Annotated in this window: 17 protein-coding genes and 1 pseudogene; 6 read left to right on the top strand and 12 right to left on the bottom strand. The window is 62.6% G+C overall.

The features are described 5' to 3' along the window. Nucleotides 1–14: 14 nt before the first annotated feature. Nucleotides 15–979, bottom strand: a pseudogene (locus tag AB5Y93_RS00610) (GlxA family transcriptional regulator). 85 nt (nucleotides 980–1064) lie between these two features. Continuing rightward, complete coding sequence (locus tag AB5Y93_RS00605; protein WP_368228637.1) at nucleotides 1065–1835, bottom strand: MBL fold metallo-hydrolase; 771 nt, start codon at nucleotides 1833–1835, stop codon at nucleotides 1065–1067. A 256-nt stretch (nucleotides 1836–2091) separates the two neighbouring features. Between AB5Y93_RS00605 and AB5Y93_RS00600 the strand changes: the two genes are divergently transcribed. Next, a complete protein-coding gene (locus AB5Y93_RS00600) occupies nucleotides 2092–2505 on the top strand; it encodes an Hsp20 family protein (protein WP_010672291.1) in 414 nt (137 codons plus the stop codon). Nucleotides 2506–2597: 92 nt separating this feature from the next. Then, entirely contained in the window at nucleotides 2598–3038 is a 441-nt protein-coding gene (locus AB5Y93_RS00595) for an Hsp20 family protein (RefSeq protein ID WP_010672292.1), read from the top strand. A gap of 72 nt (nucleotides 3039–3110) precedes the next feature. On the opposite strand, the gene AB5Y93_RS00590 is transcribed toward AB5Y93_RS00595, so the two are convergent. Next, nucleotides 3111–4361, bottom strand: a complete 1251-nt coding sequence (locus AB5Y93_RS00590) for a valine--pyruvate transaminase (protein WP_109113150.1) — start codon at nucleotides 4359–4361, stop codon at nucleotides 3111–3113. Between the two features lie 284 nt (nucleotides 4362–4645). On the opposite strand from AB5Y93_RS00590, the gene AB5Y93_RS00585 reads away from it, so the two are divergent. Next, nucleotides 4646–4879 carry a hypothetical protein gene (locus AB5Y93_RS00585; protein WP_052814509.1) on the top strand — a complete coding sequence of 78 codons (234 nt, stop codon included), beginning with the start codon at nucleotides 4646–4648 and terminating at the stop codon, nucleotides 4877–4879. Here the strand turns inward: AB5Y93_RS00585 and AB5Y93_RS00580 are convergent. Beyond that, nucleotides 4809–5633 (bottom strand): helix-turn-helix transcriptional regulator, encoded by an 825-nt coding sequence (locus tag AB5Y93_RS00580; RefSeq protein ID WP_139736279.1) that lies wholly within the window; start codon nucleotides 5631–5633, stop codon nucleotides 4809–4811. The two genes, AB5Y93_RS00585 and AB5Y93_RS00580, sit on opposite strands and share 71 nt — an antisense overlap. A gap of 92 nt (nucleotides 5634–5725) precedes the next feature. Between AB5Y93_RS00580 and AB5Y93_RS00575 the strand changes: the two genes are divergently transcribed. Beyond that, nucleotides 5726–6853: a multidrug effflux MFS transporter gene (locus tag AB5Y93_RS00575; RefSeq protein WP_368228636.1), complete on the top strand. Its 1128-nt coding sequence runs from the start codon at nucleotides 5726–5728 to the stop codon at nucleotides 6851–6853. A 98-nt stretch (nucleotides 6854–6951) separates the two neighbouring features. Here AB5Y93_RS00575 and AB5Y93_RS00570 read toward each other — a convergent pair whose 3' ends face one another. The 6 genes from AB5Y93_RS00570 to AB5Y93_RS00545 all read right to left on the bottom strand — a co-directional run bounded on the left by AB5Y93_RS00570 (nucleotide 6952) and on the right by AB5Y93_RS00545 (nucleotide 15518). Beyond that, nucleotides 6952–7635, bottom strand: a complete 684-nt coding sequence (locus tag AB5Y93_RS00570; protein WP_368228635.1) for a response regulator — start codon at nucleotides 7633–7635, stop codon at nucleotides 6952–6954. Between the two features lie 38 nt (nucleotides 7636–7673). Next, nucleotides 7674–10262, bottom strand: a complete 2589-nt coding sequence (locus AB5Y93_RS00565; RefSeq protein ID WP_368228634.1) for a DUF4118 domain-containing protein — start codon at nucleotides 10260–10262, stop codon at nucleotides 7674–7676. A gap of 102 nt (nucleotides 10263–10364) precedes the next feature. Then, the gene (locus tag AB5Y93_RS00560) at nucleotides 10365–10892 is read right to left on the bottom strand and encodes a potassium-transporting ATPase subunit C (protein ID WP_309563120.1); all 528 of its coding nucleotides are present in this window, start codon (nucleotides 10890–10892) and stop codon (nucleotides 10365–10367) included. Between the two features lie 60 nt (nucleotides 10893–10952). Continuing rightward, a complete protein-coding gene (gene kdpB / locus AB5Y93_RS00555; RefSeq protein WP_368228633.1) occupies nucleotides 10953–13010 on the bottom strand; it encodes a potassium-transporting ATPase subunit KdpB in 2058 nt (685 codons plus the stop codon). A gap of 55 nt (nucleotides 13011–13065) precedes the next feature. Then, nucleotides 13066–14748 carry a potassium-transporting ATPase subunit KdpA gene (kdpA, locus tag AB5Y93_RS00550; RefSeq protein ID WP_368228632.1) on the bottom strand — a complete coding sequence of 561 codons (1683 nt, stop codon included), beginning with the start codon at nucleotides 14746–14748 and terminating at the stop codon, nucleotides 13066–13068. A gap of 326 nt (nucleotides 14749–15074) precedes the next feature. Beyond that, nucleotides 15075–15518 carry a helix-turn-helix domain-containing protein gene (locus AB5Y93_RS00545; RefSeq protein ID WP_069651589.1) on the bottom strand — a complete coding sequence of 148 codons (444 nt, stop codon included), beginning with the start codon at nucleotides 15516–15518 and terminating at the stop codon, nucleotides 15075–15077. Between the two features lie 103 nt (nucleotides 15519–15621). Here AB5Y93_RS00545 and AB5Y93_RS00540 point away from each other — a divergent pair, with 103 nt between their 5' ends. Further along, the gene (locus tag AB5Y93_RS00540) at nucleotides 15622–17583 is read left to right on the top strand and encodes an alpha/beta fold hydrolase (protein WP_368228631.1); all 1962 of its coding nucleotides are present in this window, start codon (nucleotides 15622–15624) and stop codon (nucleotides 17581–17583) included. Nucleotides 17584–17635: 52 nt separating this feature from the next. After that, on the top strand, nucleotides 17636–18424 hold the full coding sequence (locus AB5Y93_RS00535; protein ID WP_368228630.1) for an SDR family NAD(P)-dependent oxidoreductase: 789 nt from the start codon (nucleotides 17636–17638) through the stop codon (nucleotides 18422–18424). 231 nt (nucleotides 18425–18655) lie between these two features. On the opposite strand, the gene gorA is transcribed toward AB5Y93_RS00535, so the two are convergent. Next, entirely contained in the window at nucleotides 18656–20005 is a 1350-nt protein-coding gene (gorA, locus tag AB5Y93_RS00530) for a glutathione-disulfide reductase (RefSeq protein WP_368228629.1), read from the bottom strand. Nucleotides 20006–20081: 76 nt separating this feature from the next. Further along, nucleotides 20082–22040, bottom strand: a complete 1959-nt coding sequence (locus AB5Y93_RS00525; RefSeq protein WP_039040659.1) for an ATP-binding protein — start codon at nucleotides 22038–22040, stop codon at nucleotides 20082–20084. Nucleotides 22041–22048 lie beyond the last annotated feature (8 nt).

The following is a 22048-nucleotide window of genomic DNA, read 5'->3' as shown; positions in this document are numbered from 1 at the left end:
GAAACATGAGGGACCTAGACTCTGTCACCACGAAAGGTGCGGCGCCACTCCCGCGGCGACACCCCGAAGCGGGCGCGAAAGTGCTTGCGCAATATGGTGGCGGACCCGAGCCCCACCAGTTCGGCGATGCGTTCCACGGTGTGGGAGCTGGACTCCAGCAGCGTCTGGCTGCGGCGCAGGCGCTCCGCCATCAGCCACTCCCCGAGGGAGAGACCGGTGGCGAGCTGGAAGCGGCGGCTAAAGGTGCGTCGGCTCATCATGCAATGTTCCGCCAGGCTGTCCAGGGTGTGGGGCGCGGCCAGGTGCAGGCGCAGGTGATCGAACAGCTGGTTGATCCTGGCATCCCGGGTGGAGGCGGGTACCGGCTGCTCGATGAACTGGGCCTGGCCACCCTCCCGGTGGGGAGGCACCACCAGCCGCCTGGCCAGCTTGTTGGCAATCTGGCTGCCGTGATGCTGGCGAACCAGATAGAGGCAGCAGTCCAGGCTGGCGGCGGTGCCAGCCGAGGTGATGAGCCCGTCGTCGTCGACGTAGAGGGCATTGGTATCGAGCCGCACCCGGGGAAGCGCTGGACAAACTCCTGTTCAAATTCCCAGTGGGTGGCGGCACCGCGCCCGTCCAGCAGGCCAGCATAGGCCAGCACATAGGTGCCGAGACAGAGCCCCACGATCTGGGCTCCCCTGATCCGGGCGGCAACCAGGGCATCGAGCAAGGGTTGGGCGGGGCGCTCGGCCGGATCGCGCCAGAAGGGGATGATGATAATATCCGCCTCCAGCAGACCCTCCAGGCCATAGTCGGCCTCCATGCGAAAGCCCTGGGAGGAGGCGGGTTGCCGTGTGTCATCCCCGGCGCAGAGTCTCAGCTCGAACAACGACTGGCCCGGCATCATCTTGTCGCCAAAGATGAGGCAGGGCACCGAGCAGTGAAAGGGGCTGAAGCGATCGAAGGTGATGACGGCGACGATGAGAGGACGGGGCATGGTGGAAGACTCCTTTGCACTCGGATCCCCATCATACGGGGCAGCAACAGAAAGCCGAAGAGCCATGTGGTGCCCGGTCTCTCGCTCAGAGCACCATGGTGTCGCCATCCTCGGGCACCCTTACCCGGGCGGCCATCCCCTGGCTGTCCAGGTAGTCGCGCAGCTCCCGCCGTGACAGCAGGGCATGATTGACCGCCTCCATGTGGCTGGCGATCAGGGTGGCCTGCGGGGCAGCCTGATAGACGGCGGCCACATCCTCCTTGCCCATGATGATGGCGCCCAGACCCGTCACCTGGGCATCACCGCAGTTGAGGATGACGACCTCGGGTTGGTGCCGGTGCAGCGCTTGTTCAACCTGGGCATTCCAGACGGTGTCGCCGGCCAGATAGAGGGTCTTTTCGGTGGGATGGGAGAAGACCACTCCGCTGACCTCGCCAAGGCGATCCCCCAGCAGGGCCATGATGGTGTCGCTGCCGTGCCGGCCTTCCGTCTGTTGCAGGCGGATGCCGGTGAACTCGTCGACCTCGCCCAGCAGGCGTACATCCTCGAAGCCGCATCCCCTCATGGTGTCGGCATCTTTCTGATGCTGCACAAACAGGGGGAGGTGCCTGGGGATCTGCGCTTTCGCGACATCGTCCCAGTGATCCAGATGGTCATGGGTGACGATCACCGCATCCACCTCCAGCAGGGTCGCCATGGGCAGCGGCAGCTCGACCAGGGGGTTGCGAAGATGGCTGTTGGCCATGCCTTCGAAGCCGGGGTAGCTCCCCTTGGGGGCCAGCATGGGGTCGATGAGGAAGCGGGTTCCTGCGTAGTGGATGAGCAGGGTGGCGTTGCGAACCTGGGTAATCTTCATGGCGTGCTCCGGTTTCTCGTTGGGGACACGGCCAGTATGGAGGGGTGAGGGACGGATCATGAGTGGCCCGCAGGCCTATTATCGATCTAATCGGGCCATTCTTGATGGCCTGCATTTCTTTTGTTTTTACCCCTTGAAAGCCAAATGCTGGCCCCTATATAGATAACAAGGCCGGAACGCTCGACAGAGGTTTCGACCAGGCGCCCGTCCATCAGGAGGGCAAACAATCCGTTATCGCTCAAAAGAGGATAATACTATGCGTTCTATCGACTTTTCTCCGCTCTATCGTTCTGCCATCGGTTTCGATCGTCTGGCCACTCTCATCGAATCTGCCGCCAGCAATGGCAATGCCGGCTACCCCCCCTACAACATCGAGCAGCTGGGTGACAGCGACTACCGCATCAGCATGGCGGTGGCGGGCTTTACCCAGGAAGAGCTGGAGCTGAGCTTCCAGGAAAATCTGCTGACGGTGAAGGGCAGCAAGCAGGCCGACACCGAGCGCAACTACCTCTACCAAGGCATTGCCGAACGCGGCTTCGAGCGTCGCTTCCAGCTGGCCGACTATGTGCGGGTTAAGGGGGCCGACCTGAAGAACGGTCTGCTGCACATCGACCTGGTGCGCGAAGTGCCCGAGGCGATGAAGCCCCGCAAGATCGAGATCAACGGCTGACAGCCTGACCTCGTTGCATTGCTGATGTTTCCCGGGTGCCGATGGCGGGCCCGCGGAGAGTAAACCCTGTTGCTTTATAGAAGGATAGGATCATGCGTAACCTCGATTTTTCTCATCTCTATTCCAATGCCGTCGGCTTCGAGCGGATGGCCCGCGAGCTGGAAGGCCTGTTCGATCAGAAGACCTCGGCCTACCCCCCGTACAACATCGAAAAGCGGGATCACGACAGCTATCTCATCACGGTTGCCGTGGCCGGTTTCGATCGCAATGAGCTGGAGCTGGAGACCGAAAATGGCACCCTCAAGGTGAAGGGGCGCAAGGTCGCCACCATGGGCGAGCGCCAATTCCTCCATCAGGGGATCGCCGAGCGGGACTTCGAGCTCGCTTTCAAGCTGAGCCAGCACGTGGAAGTGCAGGGGGCCAGGCTGGAGCACGGTCTGCTGACCATAGAGCTGGCCCGGGAGCTGCCGGAAGCGCTCAAGCCCCGCGCCATCCCCATCGGCAAGCCCGATCAGCTGGCTCTGCCCGGTTAAACAACATCGCTGACCACCTGATAGAAAAGAGGCCTGCATCTGCAGGCCTCTTTTTTCATGCCGAAGGGGGAATCAACCGGCGTAGAGGGCGTTGATCTCGTCGGCCAGGATGGCGATGCCACGACGCACCAGATCTTCGCTCTGGGCATAGTTGAGGCGGATGCACTCCTGGCTGTGGCGCCACTCGGGGTCGTCGATGCCGGGGAAGAAGTAGTGGCCGGGCACGATCAGCAGGTTCTTCGCCTTCAGTCGCTCATACAGCTCCTGGCAGTGGATCGGCAGGTCTTCGAACCAGAGCCAGAGGAAGAGGGCACCCTCCGGCTTGTGGATGTGGAAGCGCGGATCCGGAATGGCCTCGCGCAGCAGCTGGACCGCGAAGGTGGCTTTGTGCTGGTAGAAGGGTTTCACCACCTGTTCGCTCAGGGTGATGATGTCTCCGCTCTCGATCATCGGAATGGTGATGGCCGGACCCAGGCTGCCCGGTGCCAGATTGATGATGCCGCTCAGGTTGGTGATGGCCCGGATGATCTTCTCGTCGGCGATGACGATGCCGCAACGGGTGCCCGGCAGGCCGAGCTTGGAGAGGCTCATGCAGAGGATGGTGTTGGCGTTCCAGAACGGCTTGGCGTCGCTGAAGATGATGCCGGGGAAGGGCACGCCGTAGGCATTGTCGATGAGGAGCGGGATCCCCTTGTCACGGGCGATCTGATCGAGGTGTTCGATCTCCTCGTCGGTGAGCACGTTGCCGGTGGGGTTGGTCGGCCGGGAGACACAGATCACCCCGATGTCGTCGCCCACCTGCAGGCTCTCGAAATCCACGTGGTATTTGAACTGGCCGTCGGGCAGCTTCTCGATGGTGGGCTTGTAGGCGACGAAATGATCGTCCGAGAGGGCCGAGTCGGCATAGCCGATGTATTCGGGGGCCAGGGGGAACAGCACCTTCTTCTTGCGACCGTCGGCGAATTCGCCGGCCAGCAGGTTGAACAGATAGAAGAAGGCGTTCTGGCTGCCGTTGGTCAGGGCGATGTTGCGGGCGGAGATCTCCCAGCCCAGCTCCTTGCTGAGCAGGGCGGCCAGCGCCCTGGTGAACCTGTCCTTGCCCTGGGGGCCATCGTAGTTGGCCATGGCCTTGATCAGTTCGCCGTTGTCGAGCAGGGTATTGGCCTCGGCCTGAAAGCGTTCCAGCATGGCGGGGATGGGGGCCGGATTGCCGCCTCCCAGCATGATGGCGTCGGGATTCAGCAGCCCTTGATTGAGGTCGTCCATGAGTTGGGTAATACCGGCGTGGCGAGTGAACTTCTCGCCGAACAAGGAGAATTCCATTCGGTGGCAAATCCAGAGTCAGTTAAGGGGGGAGCTAGCACCATAGCTCACTTCAAAAGCGGGTGTCGATCAAAAAAACGGGGCGTTTCACGTGGAACAGGGTTGCCATGATGGAGGTGGTAAAAAAAACCATTTATAGGTTTTAAAATAACCAATATTCGATTCAGGAAGGGGGGGGGGCAGCATCAAAAAATTATTTATATCAATAAAATCATGCTGTTATAAATCTGGCACAACTATTGGAATAGCTATCTGGTCATCTCAACCACACCGGAGCACACCAGATGAAGATCCTGATCGCTACCCTGATTGCCAGCAGCCTGAGCCTGAATGCCATGGCCACCGAGAACCCCAGACCCGAGCTGGACAGCGCCGCCCTGCAACAGGAGATGCTGGCCTTGCAGCAGCAGGCTTCCCATGACGTGGTGGCAGAGGCCATTCAAAACCTCAAGCCGCTGGCCCTGGAGACCCTGGTGGTGGAGGCGAGTTCGGCCGATGCGACTCATCCCGAGAGTTGAGGTAGCGCAAGGGGGTCTGCCCCGTGTGCTGCCTGAAGAAGGCGATGAAGGCGCTGTCGCTGGCGAACTCCAGCGCAGCGGCCACCCGGCTGATGGGCTCGGCTTCTGCCAGCAGTTCCATGGCCCGCAGCAGTCGCCACTGCTGGCGCCAGGCCTGGTAGCTCATGCCGGTCTCTCGCATGAAGATGCGGCCTATGGTCTTGTCACTGGCACCCACCCGTTCGGCCAGCCGGTTGAGCCGATCGGGCAGGGTGTCACCCCGCTTTATCTCCTGCAGCCAGCCGGTCAGACGCCCGTCTGACGGCAGCGGCAACTGCCACGATTCCCGCGGCGCTTGGGCCAGCTCCTCCTGCAACAGCGCCAGCGTGCAATGCTGCTCCGCCGCTGGCTTGTCCCACGGCCAGAGCGCCATCCGTTCGATGATCTCCCGCAGCAGCGGGTTGACCGCCAGCACCGCCATCTCGTTTGGCAACGCGGGCTCCGGCTGGAAGTAGAGGGAGCGATAGGCCACTACCCCGCGCATCAACACCCGATGGGGCAGGCCTGCTGGCAACCAGGCCGCTCGCGTCGGCGGCAGCAGGCAGACCTGATCGTCCAGCTCTATGGTCATGCAGCCTGCCTGGGCGAACAGCAGCTGGTGGCGCTGGTGCTGATGGCGGCCGGAGTCGTGCCAGCCGAGGGCGGCGGCAATACCGATGGCGCTGCCATCGTGCTGGTCCGGATCAAAGGGGTGATCGGGAAGAATAAAGGCCATGTGTCCGATTCTTGCTGTTTATAGTCCGCCTTATTGTAATCGGACATGTTATCCCTCTCTAGAATGGCGACCTCTTGTGAAGGAGGTGTGTCATGAACAACAGGTTGCCACCGCGCTGGCTGGTGGTCGGATTGATGATGTTTCCCCAGATGGTGGAGACCATCTACAGCCCGGTGCTGACCCATATCGCCACTGAGTTTCGGGTGAGCGAGGGGCAGGCGTCCCAGACCCTGTCGGTCTATTTTCTGGCGTTTGCGGCGGGCGTGGTCTGCTGGGGCCGACTGTGCGATCTGGTCGGGCGGCGTCCCGCCATGCTGGCGGGGTTGCTGACCTATGGCGCCGGCACCCTGCTGGCGTTGCTGGCCACTCAATTTGAAACCCTGCTGCTGGCCCGGGTCATCGCGGCCTTCGGCGCTGCCGTGGGTTCCGTGGTGACCCAGACCATGCTGCGCGACAGCTATCAGGGCAGCGATCTGGCGCGGGTCTTTTCGGTGATGGGCATCGCGCTCTCCCTGAGTCCTGTGCTGGGGCTGGTGAGCGGTGGCCTGCTGGCTGATGGCTTGGGTTATCTCGGGGTATTCGGCGCCCTGCTGGCGCTGGCAATCGGCTTGTTGCTGATGGCTTGCTGGCAACTGCCGGAAACCCGCCCGGCCACCACCCTGCGGGTCGCACTCTGGCCGCTGGCCTGCCGGATGGTGCGTGATACCGGCTTGTGGCGCAGCGCCGCCCTGGTGGCCTTGTTCAACACCATGCTGTTCGGCTACTACAGCCTGGCGCCGTTTCTGTTTGCCAGTCTGGGGTTGAGCGCGGGCGAGTTTGGTTACTCCGGCATCGTGCTGGCGCTGGCGACCCTGGTGGGCAGCCTGCTCAACAAGCATCTGTTGGGCCGTGGCTGGACGCCTGCCTCGTTAATACGGCTCGCCGCCGTGCTGGCGTTGGGTTCGGGTTGGCTGGTGTGGGCCAGTCAGGCATCGCTCTGGTTTCTGCTGCCCATGACGGGAGTGGTGGTCGCGTTCGGGCTGGCTATCCCCAATGTGCTGAGCCAGGCACTGCTGGCCTATCGGGAGGTGGCGGGCAGTGCCGGGGCCCTGTTCGGGCTCGGTTACTACCTGTTGCTCAGCCTGGGATTGGCGGTTGCCGCCAGCTTGCAGGATCTCGGGCTGCTGCTCGGGGGATGCGGTCTGCTGGCACTTTGCTGCGGTTGGCGTCGTTCCACGTGAAACATCAGCTGCCGATAAAGCGGTAGCCGATGTGCCGGCTTCAGTTTCAATCAGGGTGGGTTGCTGGGAATGTTGCCGCCCAGCTTCTTGCTGCAACATCAGCTGCCGATAAAGCGGTAGCCGATGCCGGATTCGGTCTCGATCAGGGTGGGTTGCTGGGGGTTATCTCCCAGCTTCTTGCGCAGGCTGGCGATGACGATGCGCAGGTAGTGGGTATCTTCCTTGTGGCTCGGTCCCCAGATGTCGATGAGCAGCTGGGTCTGTTGCACCAGCTTGCCGGGGTGGCACACCAGCGCCTGCAACAGGGCGAACTCCTTGCGGGAGAGGGGGATCTCCTCGCCCTGCAGGGTCACCTTGTGGCTGCTGCTGTCCAGGGTCAGGCCACAGTGGGGGAAGTGTCGACACTCGCCGCTGGTGGCACCGACTCGCTGGCGCAGCAGCACCCGGATACGGGCCATCATCTCCCCGACGCCGAACGGCTTGCTCATGTAGTCGTTGGCCCCCGCATCCAGCAGCCGCACCTTCTCCTGCTCCGAGTCCCGCGCCGAGAGCACCAGCACGGGATTGGCGTGATGCTCGCGGATGGCGTGCAGGATTTGGATGCCATCGCCGTCCGGCAGGCCCAGATCCAGGATCACCAGGTCGGGGTTGAGGTGGCGATACTGCGCCATCCCATCGGTGACGCCGACCGCCTCACTCACCTGATGTCCCTCGGCGATCAGGCTGATCCGCAAAAAACGGCGGATGGCCGCCTCATCGTCGATGACCAGTATGTGAGCCATTCAGCCTCCCGTTTGCTGATTGAAAAGGGCGGCGACCATCAGGCCGCCGGTGCGTTGAGGGCCAGCGGCAGGGAGATGCGCATGCAGGTGCCGTTGCCGTTGGGGCCGGCGAATGCCCAGATACGGCCGCCGTGGACCTCTATCATAGCGCGGGAAATGGCGAGGCCAAGCCCGGTGCCGCGGCTGCCGCAGTCACCGACCGGCTGGGTGTAGAACAGATTGAAGATCTTGTCCCGATCCGACTCGGCGATGCCGACCCCGATATCGATGATGTCGATGATGAGGTCGGGGTCCGCCAGCATCACCTTGAACTCGATGGGGGTGCCGGCCGGTGAGTAGCGGGAGGCGTTGTCGAGGATGTTGACCAGCACCTGCTCGATCAGGGCGCCGTGCACATAGAGCCGGGGGATCTGCTGATCGAAGTGCACCAGCAGCTTGTGCTGGCGCCAGGAGGAGTCGAGCCGGCGGCGGGCGCTTTCCACCAGGTCAGCCAGGTCGACCCAATCCCGTTTCAGCTGGAAATCCGGTGAACCGATGCGGGTCATGTCCAGCAGGTTCTGCACATAGCCGTGCAGGCGGCGCGCCTCGTCCTGCACCGAGTGCAGCAGTTCGATGCGGTCCTCCGCACTTATCCGGTCCCCGTATTCCAGCAGGGTGCTGCCAGCCCCCATGATGGTGGCCAGCGGCGTCTTCAGGTCGTGGGAGACCGAGGAGAGCAGGGCCGCGCGCATCCGGTCGGTCTCCGCCTGCAACTGGCTGTCGGCCAGCCGCTCGTTGAGATCGATCCGCGCCAGGGCGGCGCGGATATCGGTGAGCAGGGCCTGTAGCTGGTGCTCGGCGGCGGAGGTGAGCGGGCTGGCCAGCCGGATGCCCAGCACCAGGTCATCGCCGAGGTGATGATACTGGGCCTCGGCGGCGTTGAGGGTGGCGGTATGGGCACCGGCGCTCTGCTTCTGGGCCAGGCACCAGTCAATGGCGGCCTTGTCGGTCTGGCCCGGCCCGGTCTGGGTGTCACCGGCCCGGTACTGGTAATCCCCATCGAGCGCGAACACGGGCTGCCCAAGGGCGAGGGCGATGGCCTGGGTTCCCTGTCTCAGCACGTCCACCGGGCTGCTGGCGGTGGCCAGCCCCTGGCTCAGGGAGAGCAGGGCGTTGCCCAGTTGCTGGGTCTCGCGCAGACTGACCAGTTGCTGACGCTGGCGGGAGGCGAGGCGCCCGGCCGCGATGCCGACGATGAGCAGCACGAACAGGGTGAGCAGGTCGCTGTGGCTGGCCACGCTCAGGGAGAAGTAGGGGGCGGTGAACAGCAGATTGTGGCCGACGAAGCCCAGCACGGCGGCCAGGATGGCGGGGACCAGGCTGGTGGTGAGCGCGGTGGCCAGCACCCCCAGCACGAACAGCATGGGCAGGGAGGCGGGGGGCAGCCAGTGGGAGAGGGCCCAGACCACGGCCGAGGTCCCCCCCATGATGGCCACCGCGAGCAGGCTCTGGCGAAGTTCACCCGGGCCTGCCGTTGGCAGGGTCAGGCCGGGCTTGCGCTTCTCGGTATCCACCAGCGTGATCTCGAATCCCTGTGCCTGTTTGAGCAGGTGCTGTACCAGGGATCGACGCCAGGGCGGGTTGCGGGATTTGCCGAGCAGCAATTGGGAGACCTGCTGCTGTTCGGCGGTCTCCAGCAGGGCATCGGCCACGGCCGGGCTGGAGAGGGTCAGCACCCTGGCCCCCAGCTGGGAGGCGAGGGCCAGCGCCTGCTCCAGCTCGGGGGAGCGTTGCCCCTTGCTGTCGATGTGCACCACCAGCCAGGGGAGTTGCCTGCGCTGGGCGAAGCGGTGGCCGTAACGCACCAGAGCGGCGCCGTGCTCATCCCCGATGCAGACCATCAGTTTGCCCCGCAGCGGCAGTGTGGTCTTGCCGGCGGCCTGCCACTGCAACTGCAGATCCCCCTCCACGTGGCTGGCGGCGGTCTGCATTGCCAGCTCCCGCAGGGCGGTCAGGTTGTTGAGGGAGAAAAAAGACTGCAGGGCGGCCTTGGCCTGGTGGGGCACATAGACCTTACCCTCCTTGAGGCGGCCGAGCAGCTCCTTGGGGGGGAGGTCGATCAGCACCAGGCTGTCGGCCTCCAGCAGCACCTGATCCGGCAGGGTCTCCTTGACCCTGACCCCGGTCAGCTGCCACACCAGATCGTTGAGGCTCTCCAGGTGCTGCACGTTGAGGGTGGTGTAGACATCGATGCCGGCGCCCAGCAACTCCTCCACATCCTGCCAGCGCTTCTCGTGGCGGCTGCCGGGGGCGTTGCTGTGGGCCAGCTCGTCCACCACGGCGATGGTGGGCTTGCGCGCCAGCAGACCGTCCAGATCCATCTCCTCCAGTCGCTGCTGGCGGTGCAGGTGCAGCTTGCGCGGCTGGATGGCGAGCTTGTCGAGCAGGGCCAGGGTCTCCTGGCGGCCGTGGGTCTCCACCACCCCGATCAGGATGTCGACTCCCTCTCTGGCCTGCTCCCGCACCGCCTGCAGCATGGCGTAGGTCTTGCCGACGCCGGGGGCCGCGCCGAGAAACACCTTCAGCTTGCCCCTGTGCTCCTGCTCCAGGCTCGCCAGCAGGGCGTCCGCCCTCACTTCATCACGCATCCCCGTGCTCCCGTTGCATCGGCCGAACTGCGGCCGTGACCTCATTGCTCATGCTTGTCCCCGTTGTCGAAAGGGAGCCTTCCCGAACGGCAAGGAGCGCCCTCAGGCGCCCTTTTGATGATCGAGTTGCAGGTTCAACTGGAGAATGTTGACCACCTGCGGGCCAAGGATACCAGCTTGTGCCGCCGACTTGACCTGCTCCGTCAACTGAACGGGATCCAGCCCCCGTTGCCCGGCGACCCTATCCACCTGGGCCAGCGCTGCATCGAGGGGCAGATGGGGATCGAGGCCGGAGGCGGAGCGGGTCAGCAGGGCGGGGACCCTGGCTTCCGGCTGCGCCCTGGCCGCCGCTGCGGCAAACTCGGCCCGTAGCGGCGAGCTCATCCCCAGGTTGCTTCCGCCGCCACCTATGGTGGCGAAATCGCTGGCGGAGGGGCGGGAGTGGAAGTAGTCGGCCCGCTCGAACTTCTGTGCCAGCAGGGCGCTGCCGACCACCTGCTGTTTGGCGTTGGTGAGCAGGCTGCCGTTGGCCTGCCAGGGGAAGAGCAGCTGGGCCAGCCCGGTGACGACCAGCGGATACGCTACCCCCAGCAGCAGGGTCAGGGTCAGCAGGGTTCTGATTGCTATCATGATTTTCTTGCTCCAAATGCGTTGGGTGGATGCGGGTCTGTCCCGCATCCGGTGATGCCGTTACACCAGCCCCAGGCCGGTGATGACCAGGTCGATCAACTTGATGCCTATGAAAGGCACTATCAGGCCGCCGACGCCGTAGATCAGCAGGTTGCGGCGCAGCAGGCTGGCCGCCGTTCCCTTCAGGCTGACCCCGCGCAGAGCCAGCGGCACCAGCGCGACGATGATCAGGGCGTTGAAGATGATGGCCGACAGGATGGCGCTCTCGGGGCTGCCCAGCTGCATCAGGTTCAGCACCCCCAGCTGCGGATAGGCGGCGATGAACAGGGCCGGCAGGATGGCGAAGTACTTGGCCACGTCGTTGGCGATGGAGAAGGTGGTCAGGGCGCCGCGGGTCACCAGCAGCTGCTTGCCCACCAGCACCACGTCCAGCAGCTTGGTGGGGTTGGAGTCGAGATCCACCAGGTTGCCCGCCTCCTTGGCGGCCTGGGTCCCCTCGTTCATGGCCAGCCCCACGTCGGCCTGGGCCAGCGCCGGGGCGTCGTTGGCGCCGTCCCCGCACATGGCGACCAGCCGGCCGTCGGCCTGCTCCTGACGGATGTAGGCCAGCTTCTTCTCCGGCGTCGCCTCGGCGATGAAGTCGTCCACCCCAGCCTCGGCGGCGATGGCGGCGGCGGTCAGCGGGTTGTCACCGGTGATCATCACGGTGCGGATCCCCATGTGGCGCAGGATCTGGAAGCGTGCCTTGATGCCCGGCTTGATGATGTCCTTGAGGAACACTACCCCCAGCAGCTTCTCGTGGGTGCAGACCAGCAGCGGGGTACCGCCCTGGCGGGCAATGTTGTCCACCGATTTGAGAATGAGCTCGGGCACCGCCTTGCGATCGAGGGAGAGGTAGCGCAGCACAGCGTCCACCGCCCCCTTGCGATAGTGATGGCCGTTGCGATCCAGCCCGCTCAGCCGGGTCTCGGCGCTGAAGGGGATGAGGATGTCGCTCTCCAGCTGGCTCGGTCTGGTGTGGCTCTTGCCCGCCAGGGTCAGGATGGATTTGCCCTCCGGCGTGTTGTCACCGAGCGAGGCCAGCATGGCGGCCTGGGCCAGCAGGGAGGGGTCCACGCCGGGGGCCGGGATCAGCTCGTCCGCCATCCGGTTGCCGAAGGTGATGGTGCCGGTCTTGTCCAGCAGCAGGGTGCGCACGTCGCCGGCGGCTTCCACCGCCCGGCCCGACTTGGCGATCACGTTGAGCTTCACCAGCCGGTCCATGCCGGCGATGCCGATGGCGGAGAGCAGGCCGCCGATGGTGGTCGGGATCAGGGTGATGAACAGCGCCAGCAGATAGAGCCGGGGCACCTGGGTGCCGTTGTAGTCGAGGAACCAGGGCAGGGTGGCCACCACCAGCAGGAAGATCAGGGTCAGCCCCACCAGCAGCGCGTCCAGCGCCATCTCGTTGGGGGTCTTCTGCCGCTTGGCCCCTTCCACCAGGGCAATCATGCGATCCAGGGTACTTTCGCCCGGGTTGTTGCTGATGTGCACCCAAATCTGGTCGGAGACGACGGTGGTGTTGCCGGTCACGCCGCTGCGGTCGGTGCCCGACTCGCGGATGACGGGGGCGGATTCGCCGGTGATGGCTGCCTCGTTGACCGAGGCGATGCCGGCGACCACTTCGCCGTCGGCCGGGATCATCTCGCCGCTGCGCACCAGCACCAGATCGCCCTTGAGCAGGCTGGTGGCCGGTACCCACTCGCCCTTGTCATCCTGCGGGCTGGTGACTCGACGTGCCTTGAGCTGGCTCATGCCGGCCTTCAGGCTGTCGGCCCGCGCCTTGCCGCGCCCCTCTGCCAGGGTCTCGGCGAAGTTGGCAAACCAGAGGGTGAGCCAGAGCCAAGCGGTCAGCTGCCAGGCCAGCGAAGGGGCGACGCCGGAGAGCGGCTGCCCCAGCAGCGACTCCAGGGTCGCCATCACGGCCGCCAGCCAGAGGGTGAACAGGATGGGGCTGCCGAGCAGCGCCCTGGGATTGAAGCGATAGAGGGCTTCCACCATGGCCTGCTGGATCTGTGATTTCTGTTTCTTGCCCTTCACCTTGAGGGTGTCGGTGCTCATTGAAGCGGACTTGCTCATTGGAAAGCTCCCAGCATCGAATAGTTGGTCACGCAGATCAGTGGAGTGTGCAGCATCAGAAGGCACCTCCCAGCAGGCTCAGGTGCTCCGCCACCGGGCCCAGCGCCAGCACCGGCAGGAAGGAGAGACCCCCCATCAGCAGCACGGTGACGATCAGCAGGGTGATGAAGAGCGGGCCGCTGACGGGGAAGTCCCCTTCGCTTCGCTCCTGGCGCGGGGCGCGGGCGAGCTGGCCGGCGATGGCCAGCACCGGAATGATGTAGCCGAAGCGGCCGAGCAGCATGGCCAGCCCGATGGCGATGCACTGCCAGCTGTCGGCGGCGGCAAAGCCGGCGAAGGCGGAGCCGTTGTTGCCGGCGGCCGAGGCGTAGGCATAGATCAGCCGTGACAGGCCGTGGGGGCCGTCGTGTCCGATGACGGAGGCGGAGTCCGGCATCAGCAGGGTAATGCCGCCGATCACCAATACCCCGACCGGCATCACCAGCATGCTGGCGACCACCCACTTCATCTCGGTGATGCCGAGTCGTTTGCCCAGATAGGTGGGGGTGCGCCCCACCATCAGGCCGCACAGGAACACGGTGAGCAGCACGAACAGCATCATGCCGTAGATGCCGGCACCGACGCCGCCAAACACCACTTCACCCAGCAGCATGTTGATCATGGCGACCATGCCGCCGAGGGGGGTGAAGCTGTCGTGCATGGCGTTGACCGAGCCGTTGGAGGCGGCGGTGGTGGCCACTTCCCAGATGCTGGACAGCACGGGGCCGAAGCGACTCTCCTTGCCTTCCCAGTTGCCGGCTTCGCTGGTGAGGTGGGCGAGGGCCGGATCCGGCTGCAGCTCCTGACCGATGGCGAGGCAGAGCCCCAACACCAGCATGATGGTCATGGCGATGAGGATGGCGCGGCTGTGGGCCAGATCCTTCACGTAGCGACCCAGGGTGCAGACCATGGCGGCGGCCAGCGTCAGCAGGGCGACCATCTCCAGCCAGTTGGAGAGGGCGGTCGGGTTCTCGAACGGATGGGCCGAGTTGATGCCGAAGAAGCCGCCGCCGTTGGAGCCGAGCTGCTTGATGGCGATCTGGGAGGCGGCCGGGCCGAGCGGCAGCAGCTGCTCCTGGCCTTCCAGCGCGTGGAACGGCAGGTAGGCCGACAGACTCTGGGGCACCCCCTGCCAGACCAGCAGCAGCGCCAGGATCAGCGCCATCGGCAGCAGCACGTAGAGACAGAAACGCACCAGATCCTGCCAGAAGTTGCCAAGGTGGGTGGTCTGCTGGCGGGCGATGCCGCGAAACAGGGCGATGGCGACGGCGGCGCCGGTGGCGGCGGAGACGAAGTTCTGGGTGGTCAGCCCCACCATCTGGCTGAAGTAGGAGAGGCTGGCTTCGCCGGAGTAGGCCTGCCAGTTGGTGTTGGTCATGAAGCTGACCGCGGTGTTGAAGGCGAGTTGCCAGTTCAGCCCGGGCAACTGCTGCGGGTTGAGGGGCAGCAGCCCCTGTGCCAGCAGGATCAGGAACAGCAGGCCGAAGCCGGCGCCGTTGAAGGCCAGCAGGCTGAGGGCGTAGGACTTCCAGTCCTGCTCGCGCCCGTCCGTGCCGCAGCAGGCCAGGGTGGCGCGCTCAAGCGGGGCCAGCCAGCGACTCTTGCCTTCAAACACCCGATACAGGTAGTTGCCAAGCAGAGGCGCCGGCAGCAGCACCAGCAGCACGAACGCGACGGGATAGATGATCTCTTGCCACATATCCGGTTCCTCACTCATGAGTGCGCGCGAGGGCGCGCAGCAGATAGCCCGCGAGGGCGAGGACCAGCAGCAGATATAGCCAATTCATAACGACTCCGTTGAGGTAATTAGCGTCAGGGATCGATGCATATCCGTGTCGATCCCATGGGTCTCATTGACGCTGAAAGGGTATGTAAAACGGGCGTAAAGGCGCCATAAAGCCCGATTTGGCTGGCGTAAAATCGGCGTAAAGAAGGCGGGTTTTGCCGGCTGGTGGATGGGCAAGGCACAAAAAACCCGGCCTGGGCCGGGTTTGGATGAAAGCGATGTGAATGCCAAATCACCTGTCAGTTTCCATCAGGCGTCACCACACGCAGCGGACGAGATCCAATTTTTTCCCCGGTCACTTCATCGACCACGATGGCCTTGATTTCCGTGCCGGCCTCCATATCGAAGAAACGGGTCATGTTGTCGTCTCCCCGATATTGGCGACCCCATTCACCAATCATGAAAAGTATCGGTAGAAAATCGCGACCGGCTGCGGTCAGCAGATACTCCTCACGGGGTGGATGTTCAGAATAAAGCCTTTTTTCCAGCAAACCCTCTTCGGTCAACGTCGCCAGTCGGCGGGTCAACATCGTGGGTGCTATTCCCAGACTTTTCCGGAATTGGTCAAAGCGAGTGAGACCGGCATGGGCATCGCGCAGGATCAATATGCTCCATGCATCACCAGCAATGGAGATGCTGCGCGCGATAGGACATGGGGTATCGTAACTATTTTTTTTGTTCATATCATTTCGATAGTGACTTGGTGATGGATTGGCGGTATGTTGATATCAATTTGATAGTAACACTGCTTCGATACACAATCCATCCAACAAGGAGCTCTCGGCTATGGGGAAAAACAAGACCGGTATCATCCCGACAACCGGGGGACCTGCCGGTCAGAACCCAGTCACAGCAATGCGGCAGGTGGGGGATATACAGTGGAAAGATGCGCAGACCCGCACAATAGACGTTGACGGAACATCCTTTGCCTATCGGGTGCTTGGCCCTGATAGCAATGTGCCGGTGATCTTTTTGCACCATCTGATGGCGGTGCTTGATGACTGGGATCCACGTGTCATCGATGGCATCGCGGCGAAACGCAGAGTCATCGCTTTTGATAATCGCGGGGTCGGCGCTTCGGGTGGTGTGGTTCCGCATACCATCGAGGAGATGGGGCGTGATGCCATCGCCTTTATTAGAGCCATGGGATTGTCGCAGGTCGATCTGCTCGGGTTTTCGCTGGGCGGTGGTGTGGCACAAATGGTGGTCTTGCAGGCTCCGGAGCTGGTGCGTCGGGTTGTGCTTGCGGGAACGGGGCCCAGGGGCGGTGGCGGTATCGACGAGATCAATACAATTGCCGTCAGCGCTTACCTCAAGGCGGCACTTACTCTGAGTGATCCGCGGCACTTCCTGTTTTTTCCTCGCACCCCGGATGGCAAGCGGGCGGCAAAGGATTACTTCTCACGTTTGAAAGAACGCACGACTGACCGCGACAAGTCCATCACTCTGCAGGCCAGACATGCCCAGCTCAAGGCAATACGGACAGCTGGATTGAGTGTGCCGGATGATCTCTCGGTCATTACTCAACCGGTGTTCGTGGCCAATGGTGACCATGACCTGATGGTCGACAGCAGGCTTTCTGCGGATCTGGCTCGCCGGTTGCCGAATGCCCGACTCACGCTTTACCCCGACTCAGGGCACGGTGGCATCTTCCAGCACTATCGGACCTTTGTGCCTGAGGTGCTGGCGTTCCTAGCGGATGATGCGACCCGACCCCAATGCACTGCCAAGGATGAATTGACCATGAAAGCACTCACATTCAAACGCTATGGCAAGTCGCCGGAGATCGGGTTCACGGATATTCCCCGTCCCGCACTGAAGGCGGACGAAATGCTGGTTCAGGTGTATGCCGCTGGCCTGAACCCGATCGACAACATGATTCCGACCGGCATGTTCAAACCGGTGCTTCATTTTCAGCTTCCCGCCACACTGGGCAGCGATCTGGCCGGTGTCGTGACCGAGGTTGGCAGTCAGGTGACCCGTTTCAAACCGGGGGATGCCGTCTTCGCCAGTATTTTCGAGCGCGGTAACGGATCGCTGGCCGAATTCGCGGTGGTGCCTGAGCACGCAGCGGCGTTGAAACCAGCCAATCTGGATTTCGTGCAAGCCGCCTCGATCCCGATGGTCGGGCTCACCTCATGGCAAGCACTGAAGGAGCGCGCCAATCTGCAGGCTGGCCAAAAGGTGTTTATCCCTGCCGGATCCGGTGGCATCGGCACCTTTGCTATCCAGCTGGCCAAGCTGCTGGGGGCCAAGGTGGGCACCACCGTCAGTAGCGGTAACATCGAACTGGTGCGCGAGCTGGGGGCCGATGAGGTGGTCGATTACAAGCGGCAGGCATTTGAGGACCAACTGCACGGCTACGACGCCGTACTGGGGACCGTCAGGGGAGATGCGATCGAAAAAGCCATCGATATCCTCAAGCCGGGCAGCAAGATTATCTCCCTCACCGGCCCGCTGGATGCCCCATTTGCTCGTACCAGAGGCCTGAATATCGTGCTGCGGCTCCTGTTCGGGTTGATGAGCAGAAAAATCAGGTCGCGGGCGAAAAAGCGAGATGTCGCCTACTCGTTCCTGTTTGTGCGTCCCGATGGAGAGCAGCTCACCGAAATCGGCGAGCTGCTCGAGACGCAACGGATCAAGCCGATCATCGACAAGGTCTTCCCGTTCGACCAGGCCAAAGAGGCGCTTGAATACCTTGCTCAGGGACACGCCAGGGGCAAGGTCGTCGTCAATATAAAGATGTGAACGTAGCCATGGTAGTTCGTTTACCCACACCATCCTTATCGAGGAAAAATTCATGACCACACTTCCGACCGTCTTTATCACCGGCGCCTCCAGCGGTATCGGTGCCACCTATGCCGAACGTTTTGCTCGTCGCGGCCACGACCTTGTTCTTGTTGCGCGCAACAAGTCGCGTCTGGATACGTTGGCCATGCGCCTGCGTGAGCAACATCAGATAGCCGTTGAGGTGCTGCAGGCTGACCTGACCAACCCTGTGGACTTGCCGATACTGGAAGATCGGCTGAGGAGTGACACTCAGATCGGCATCCTCATTAACAATGCAGGCATGCCGCAATCCGGACGTTTTCTGGATCAATCTCCCGAGGCAATCGAAACCCAGATCGCACTGAACATCACTGCATTGACGCGGCTCGCCGCAGCGATCGCACCGCGCCTTGCACAATCCGGTACGGGGAGCATCGTCAACATTGGTTCAGTAGTGGGGTTTTCTCCCGAGTTCGGTGTCTCAATCTACGGTGCGACCAAAGCCTATGTGCTGTTTTTGTCACAGGGGCTGGCCCATGAACTCTCGCCTCAGGGGGTTTACGTGCAAGCGGTACTGCCAGCAGCAACCCGCACTGAAATCTGGGAGCATGCAGGCGTGGATGTCAACACTCTCCCCGAGGTGATGGAGGTAGGTGAGCTGGTTGATGCCGCACTGGTCGGGTTCGACCGCCGCGAGTTGGTGACGATTCCGCCGCTTCATGTCGCCGAACGCTGGACCGTTCTGGATGAGGCACGTCAAGGGCTGATGTCGGATCTTCGCCAAGCCCATGCCGCCGAGCGATATCAAACACAGGGTTAAGGCCACATTTGAACGCAACGTGAGGAAATATGTTCCTCATCCATCTAATCGGGCCGTCGTCGTAGCAGGACGGTACTGTTCGATAGCAATATGCAAAGAGACCTGATGGTGACCGACTTGAGCCAAGGCTTGCTTGTCACATGGTGACAAACTCTCTTGTATTGGTGGGATGTTAGGAGCACGCAGTTATTGAAGCAGGCCTGATGAGGATCAGGCCTGCTTTCTGTGCTGCTAGCGCATGGTCACAAACTCTTCCGCGCTGGTCGGATGGATGGCGACACAGTTGTCGAAGTCCGCCTTGGTGGCGCCCATCTTCATGGCGACGCCGAAGCCTTGCAGGATTTCGTCCATGGCGAAGCCGATGCCGTGCAGGCCGACCACCTTCTCTTCCGGCCCGACGCAGACCAGTTTCATCCGGGTGGGCTGGCGATGCTGGGTCAGCGCCGAATACATGGCGGTGAACTGGCTGCGGTAGACCTTGACCTGATCTTCACCGTATTCGGCGACGGCTTCCGGCTCGGTCAGGCCGATGGTGCCGATGGGCGGGTGGCTGAACACCACAGTCGGCACCAGATCGTAATTGAGGTGCTCACCCGGCTTGTTGTTGAACAGCCGCTCCGAGAGGCGGCGGCCTGCCGCGACAGCCACCGGGGTGAGCTGGATGCGGCCGGTGTTGTCACCGACGGCATAGAGGTTGGCGACGGCGGTGTTCTGGAACTTGTCGGTGGGGATGAAGCCCTTCTCGTCCAGGGTGATGCCGGTGGCAGCCAGATTGAGGTTGTCGGTGGCAGGCACGCGACCGATGGCCCAGATGAGGCAGTCCACGGTGAGGTGGCGACCATCTTCCAGTTGCAGGGTCAGGCTGTCGTCTGCGTTCTTGATGACGGCCTTGGGAATGGCGTGGGTGTGCAGCTTGGGCCCTTCCTGCGCCATGATCTCCACCAGGGTCTCGTGGATCATGGGGTCGAAGTTGCGCAGCGGCGCATGCTTGCGCACCACCAGATGGGTCTCGGAGCCAAGTGCCTGCATCACGCCTGCGATCTCCACGGCGATATAGCCGGCACCCACCACGGCAACCCGTTTGGGCTGGCTTTGCAGGTCGAAGAAACCGTCGGAGTCGATACCCAGTTCGGCGCCCGGAATGGTCGGGACCTCGGGGCGGCCGCCGGTGGCAATCAGGATGTGATCGGCGCTGTAGTGCTCGCCGTTCACCTCGACGGTATTGCTGTCGACGAAGCGGGCGAAGCCCTTGATGACGGTGATCTGGTTCTTGCCCAACACGTTCTGGTAGGACTGGTGAATGCGCCCGATATAGGCCTGACGGGATTCGACCAGCTTGGCCCAGCTGAAGTGGTTGAGCGTGGTGTCGAAGCCGTAGTCGGCGCCATATTTCAGGGCATCGGCGATCTGGCCTGCATACCACATGGCCTTCTTCGGTACGCAGCCGACGTTGACGCAGGTGCCACCCAGCTCTTTGGCTTCGATCAGGGCGACTTTCTTGCCGTACATGGCTGCCCGGTTGGCCGAGGCGATGCCGCCGCTGCCGCCACCGATGGCGATGTAGTCAAAATGCTGTGCCATTGCGAGGTTCTCCGCTCGTTAAGAATGCAGTCACAGCATGATGGGGATAAAGCGGCCGGCTCACAAGAGCCGGTGCTCAGTTCTGCTGGATGGGCAGGCGAATGTGGAACTGGGCGCCCTGGCCCGGTTCGCTGGCGCAGTGGATGCGGCCGCGCAGCAGCTGGACCACCAGGTTGTAGATGATGTGAGTGCCGAGCCCGCTGCCACCCTGGCCCCGCTTGGAGGTGACGAAGGGATCGAAGATGCGCGGCAATATCTCCGGGGGGATGCCGCGGCCGTTGTCACTGTAGTCGATGACCAGCTCGTCTCCCTGCTGCGCCACCTGGATGGTGATCTTTCTGGGCCTGTCCCAGCCATCGAAACCGTGATGGATGGAGTTGAGGATCAGGTTGGAATAGATCTGGGTGAAGCTGCCCGGGAAGGAGTAGATGCTCAGCTTGGGATCGCACTGGATGTCCACCTCGCACTGGGCCTTCTTGAGCTTGTAGCCGAGGGAGACCACCACCTGATGCAGGTTGTCGGCGAGGCTGAAGTTGTAGCGGGCCTCGGAGGACTGATCGACCGCTACCTGCTTGAAGCTGGCGATGAGTTCGGAGGCGCGTCTCAGGTTGCCTTGCAGCAGTTGCATCGACTCGTCGAGATTCTGGGTGAATTCGTTGAGGTAGGTGCGGGAGAGCTGCTTGGCCTCGATATGCTGCTTGAAGTCGGCCACCCGCTCCTGCAGGTAGGAGGAGGCGGTGACGCTGATGCCGATGGGGGTGTTGATCTCGTGGGCCACGCCGGCAACCAGGGAACCGAGGGAGGCCATTTTCTCCGACTCCACCAGGGTCTGCTGGGCCTGCTTGAGATCGTCATAGGCCTTGCCCAGCTGGTCGTTGGCATCGCTCAGGCTGCGGGTGCGTTCCGCCACCTTGCCTTCCAGCTGCTCGTTGAACAGGGTGATCTCCCGCTCGACCTTTTTGAGGGGGGTGATGTCATAACCAAAGCCAATCAGGTACTTGAGGTTGGGCCCCTCGTAAAAGGGAGCGAAGGTCCACTGCAGTACCAGCTCGTTGCCCTGCTGGTCGTGCATGGTGATCTCCCTGTCCTCCAGAGCGCCCTGCTCGGCCAGGGTGGCGGCCAGCTCGTCACGCTGCTCCTTGCTGACGAAGAGATCCAGCCAGTTGTGCTGCAACAGCTCCTGGTGGTGATAGCCGGTCAGCAGGATGGCCGCAGGGTTGATGCTGGCGATGTTGAGATCCGGCTCCATGCAGCAGATGACCATGTTGGCGGAGTTGATCAGGGTGGCGGAGAAGTCCCGCTCCTGCTGGAGCTGATCGGCGGCCTGATGGCGGGCCGTGAACTCGTCGTTCAGCCGGGTGCGCATCTGGTTGAGGGTGGCGGCCAGGGTATCGAATTCGTCAGGGGACTTGCGGGGCAGGGGGCGACCTTCCAGGGTCAGCTCCACCGCGAGGCGATCCAGGCTCAGTTTCTGGGCATAGCTGACGATGCGGTTGATATGACGGATCACCAGATAGTAGATGATGACCAGGATGCAGAACGAGACGACCAGGGTCTTGATGGTCTGGCTGACCAGGATCAGCACGGATTTCTCGATGAGGCGCTGGTAGACCTGCTCCAGGGAGGCGGCGACGAACAGCTTGCCGACCACTTCCCCCTGATAGCTCAGGGTGAACTCGCGGGAGATGTCGTATTGGGGCTGCTCCACCCCCTGGGTGAGCAGGGGCACTTCCGAATTGCCCAGCATCTCCTTGACCATGACGAACTGCATGTTGGGCAGGTTCATGATGCCCTCGATCTGCACCTTCACCTGCTCTTCATCCAGGTTCCAGAGACTGGCCGAGATGGGTTGCAGGAAGGAGGCCTCGATCTGGCCGATGCTGGCCTCGATGACGGTCACATCCTTGTTGTAGTCCCAGGCGAGCTGAAGCACGGTGATGAGCAGTGCCAGCACCGTACTGCAGATCAGAATGTAGGAAAGCAGACGATAAGAGAGTCCGTTAAGGCCGACGGCCTTGGAGAAGATTCCTGACATGGCGTCCT

Source organism: Aeromonas sp. R10-1 (assembly GCF_040908465.1).
GTDB lineage: Bacteria > Pseudomonadota > Gammaproteobacteria > Enterobacterales > Aeromonadaceae > Aeromonas > Aeromonas caviae.
This window is presented reverse-complemented; position numbering and strand designations above follow the sequence as displayed.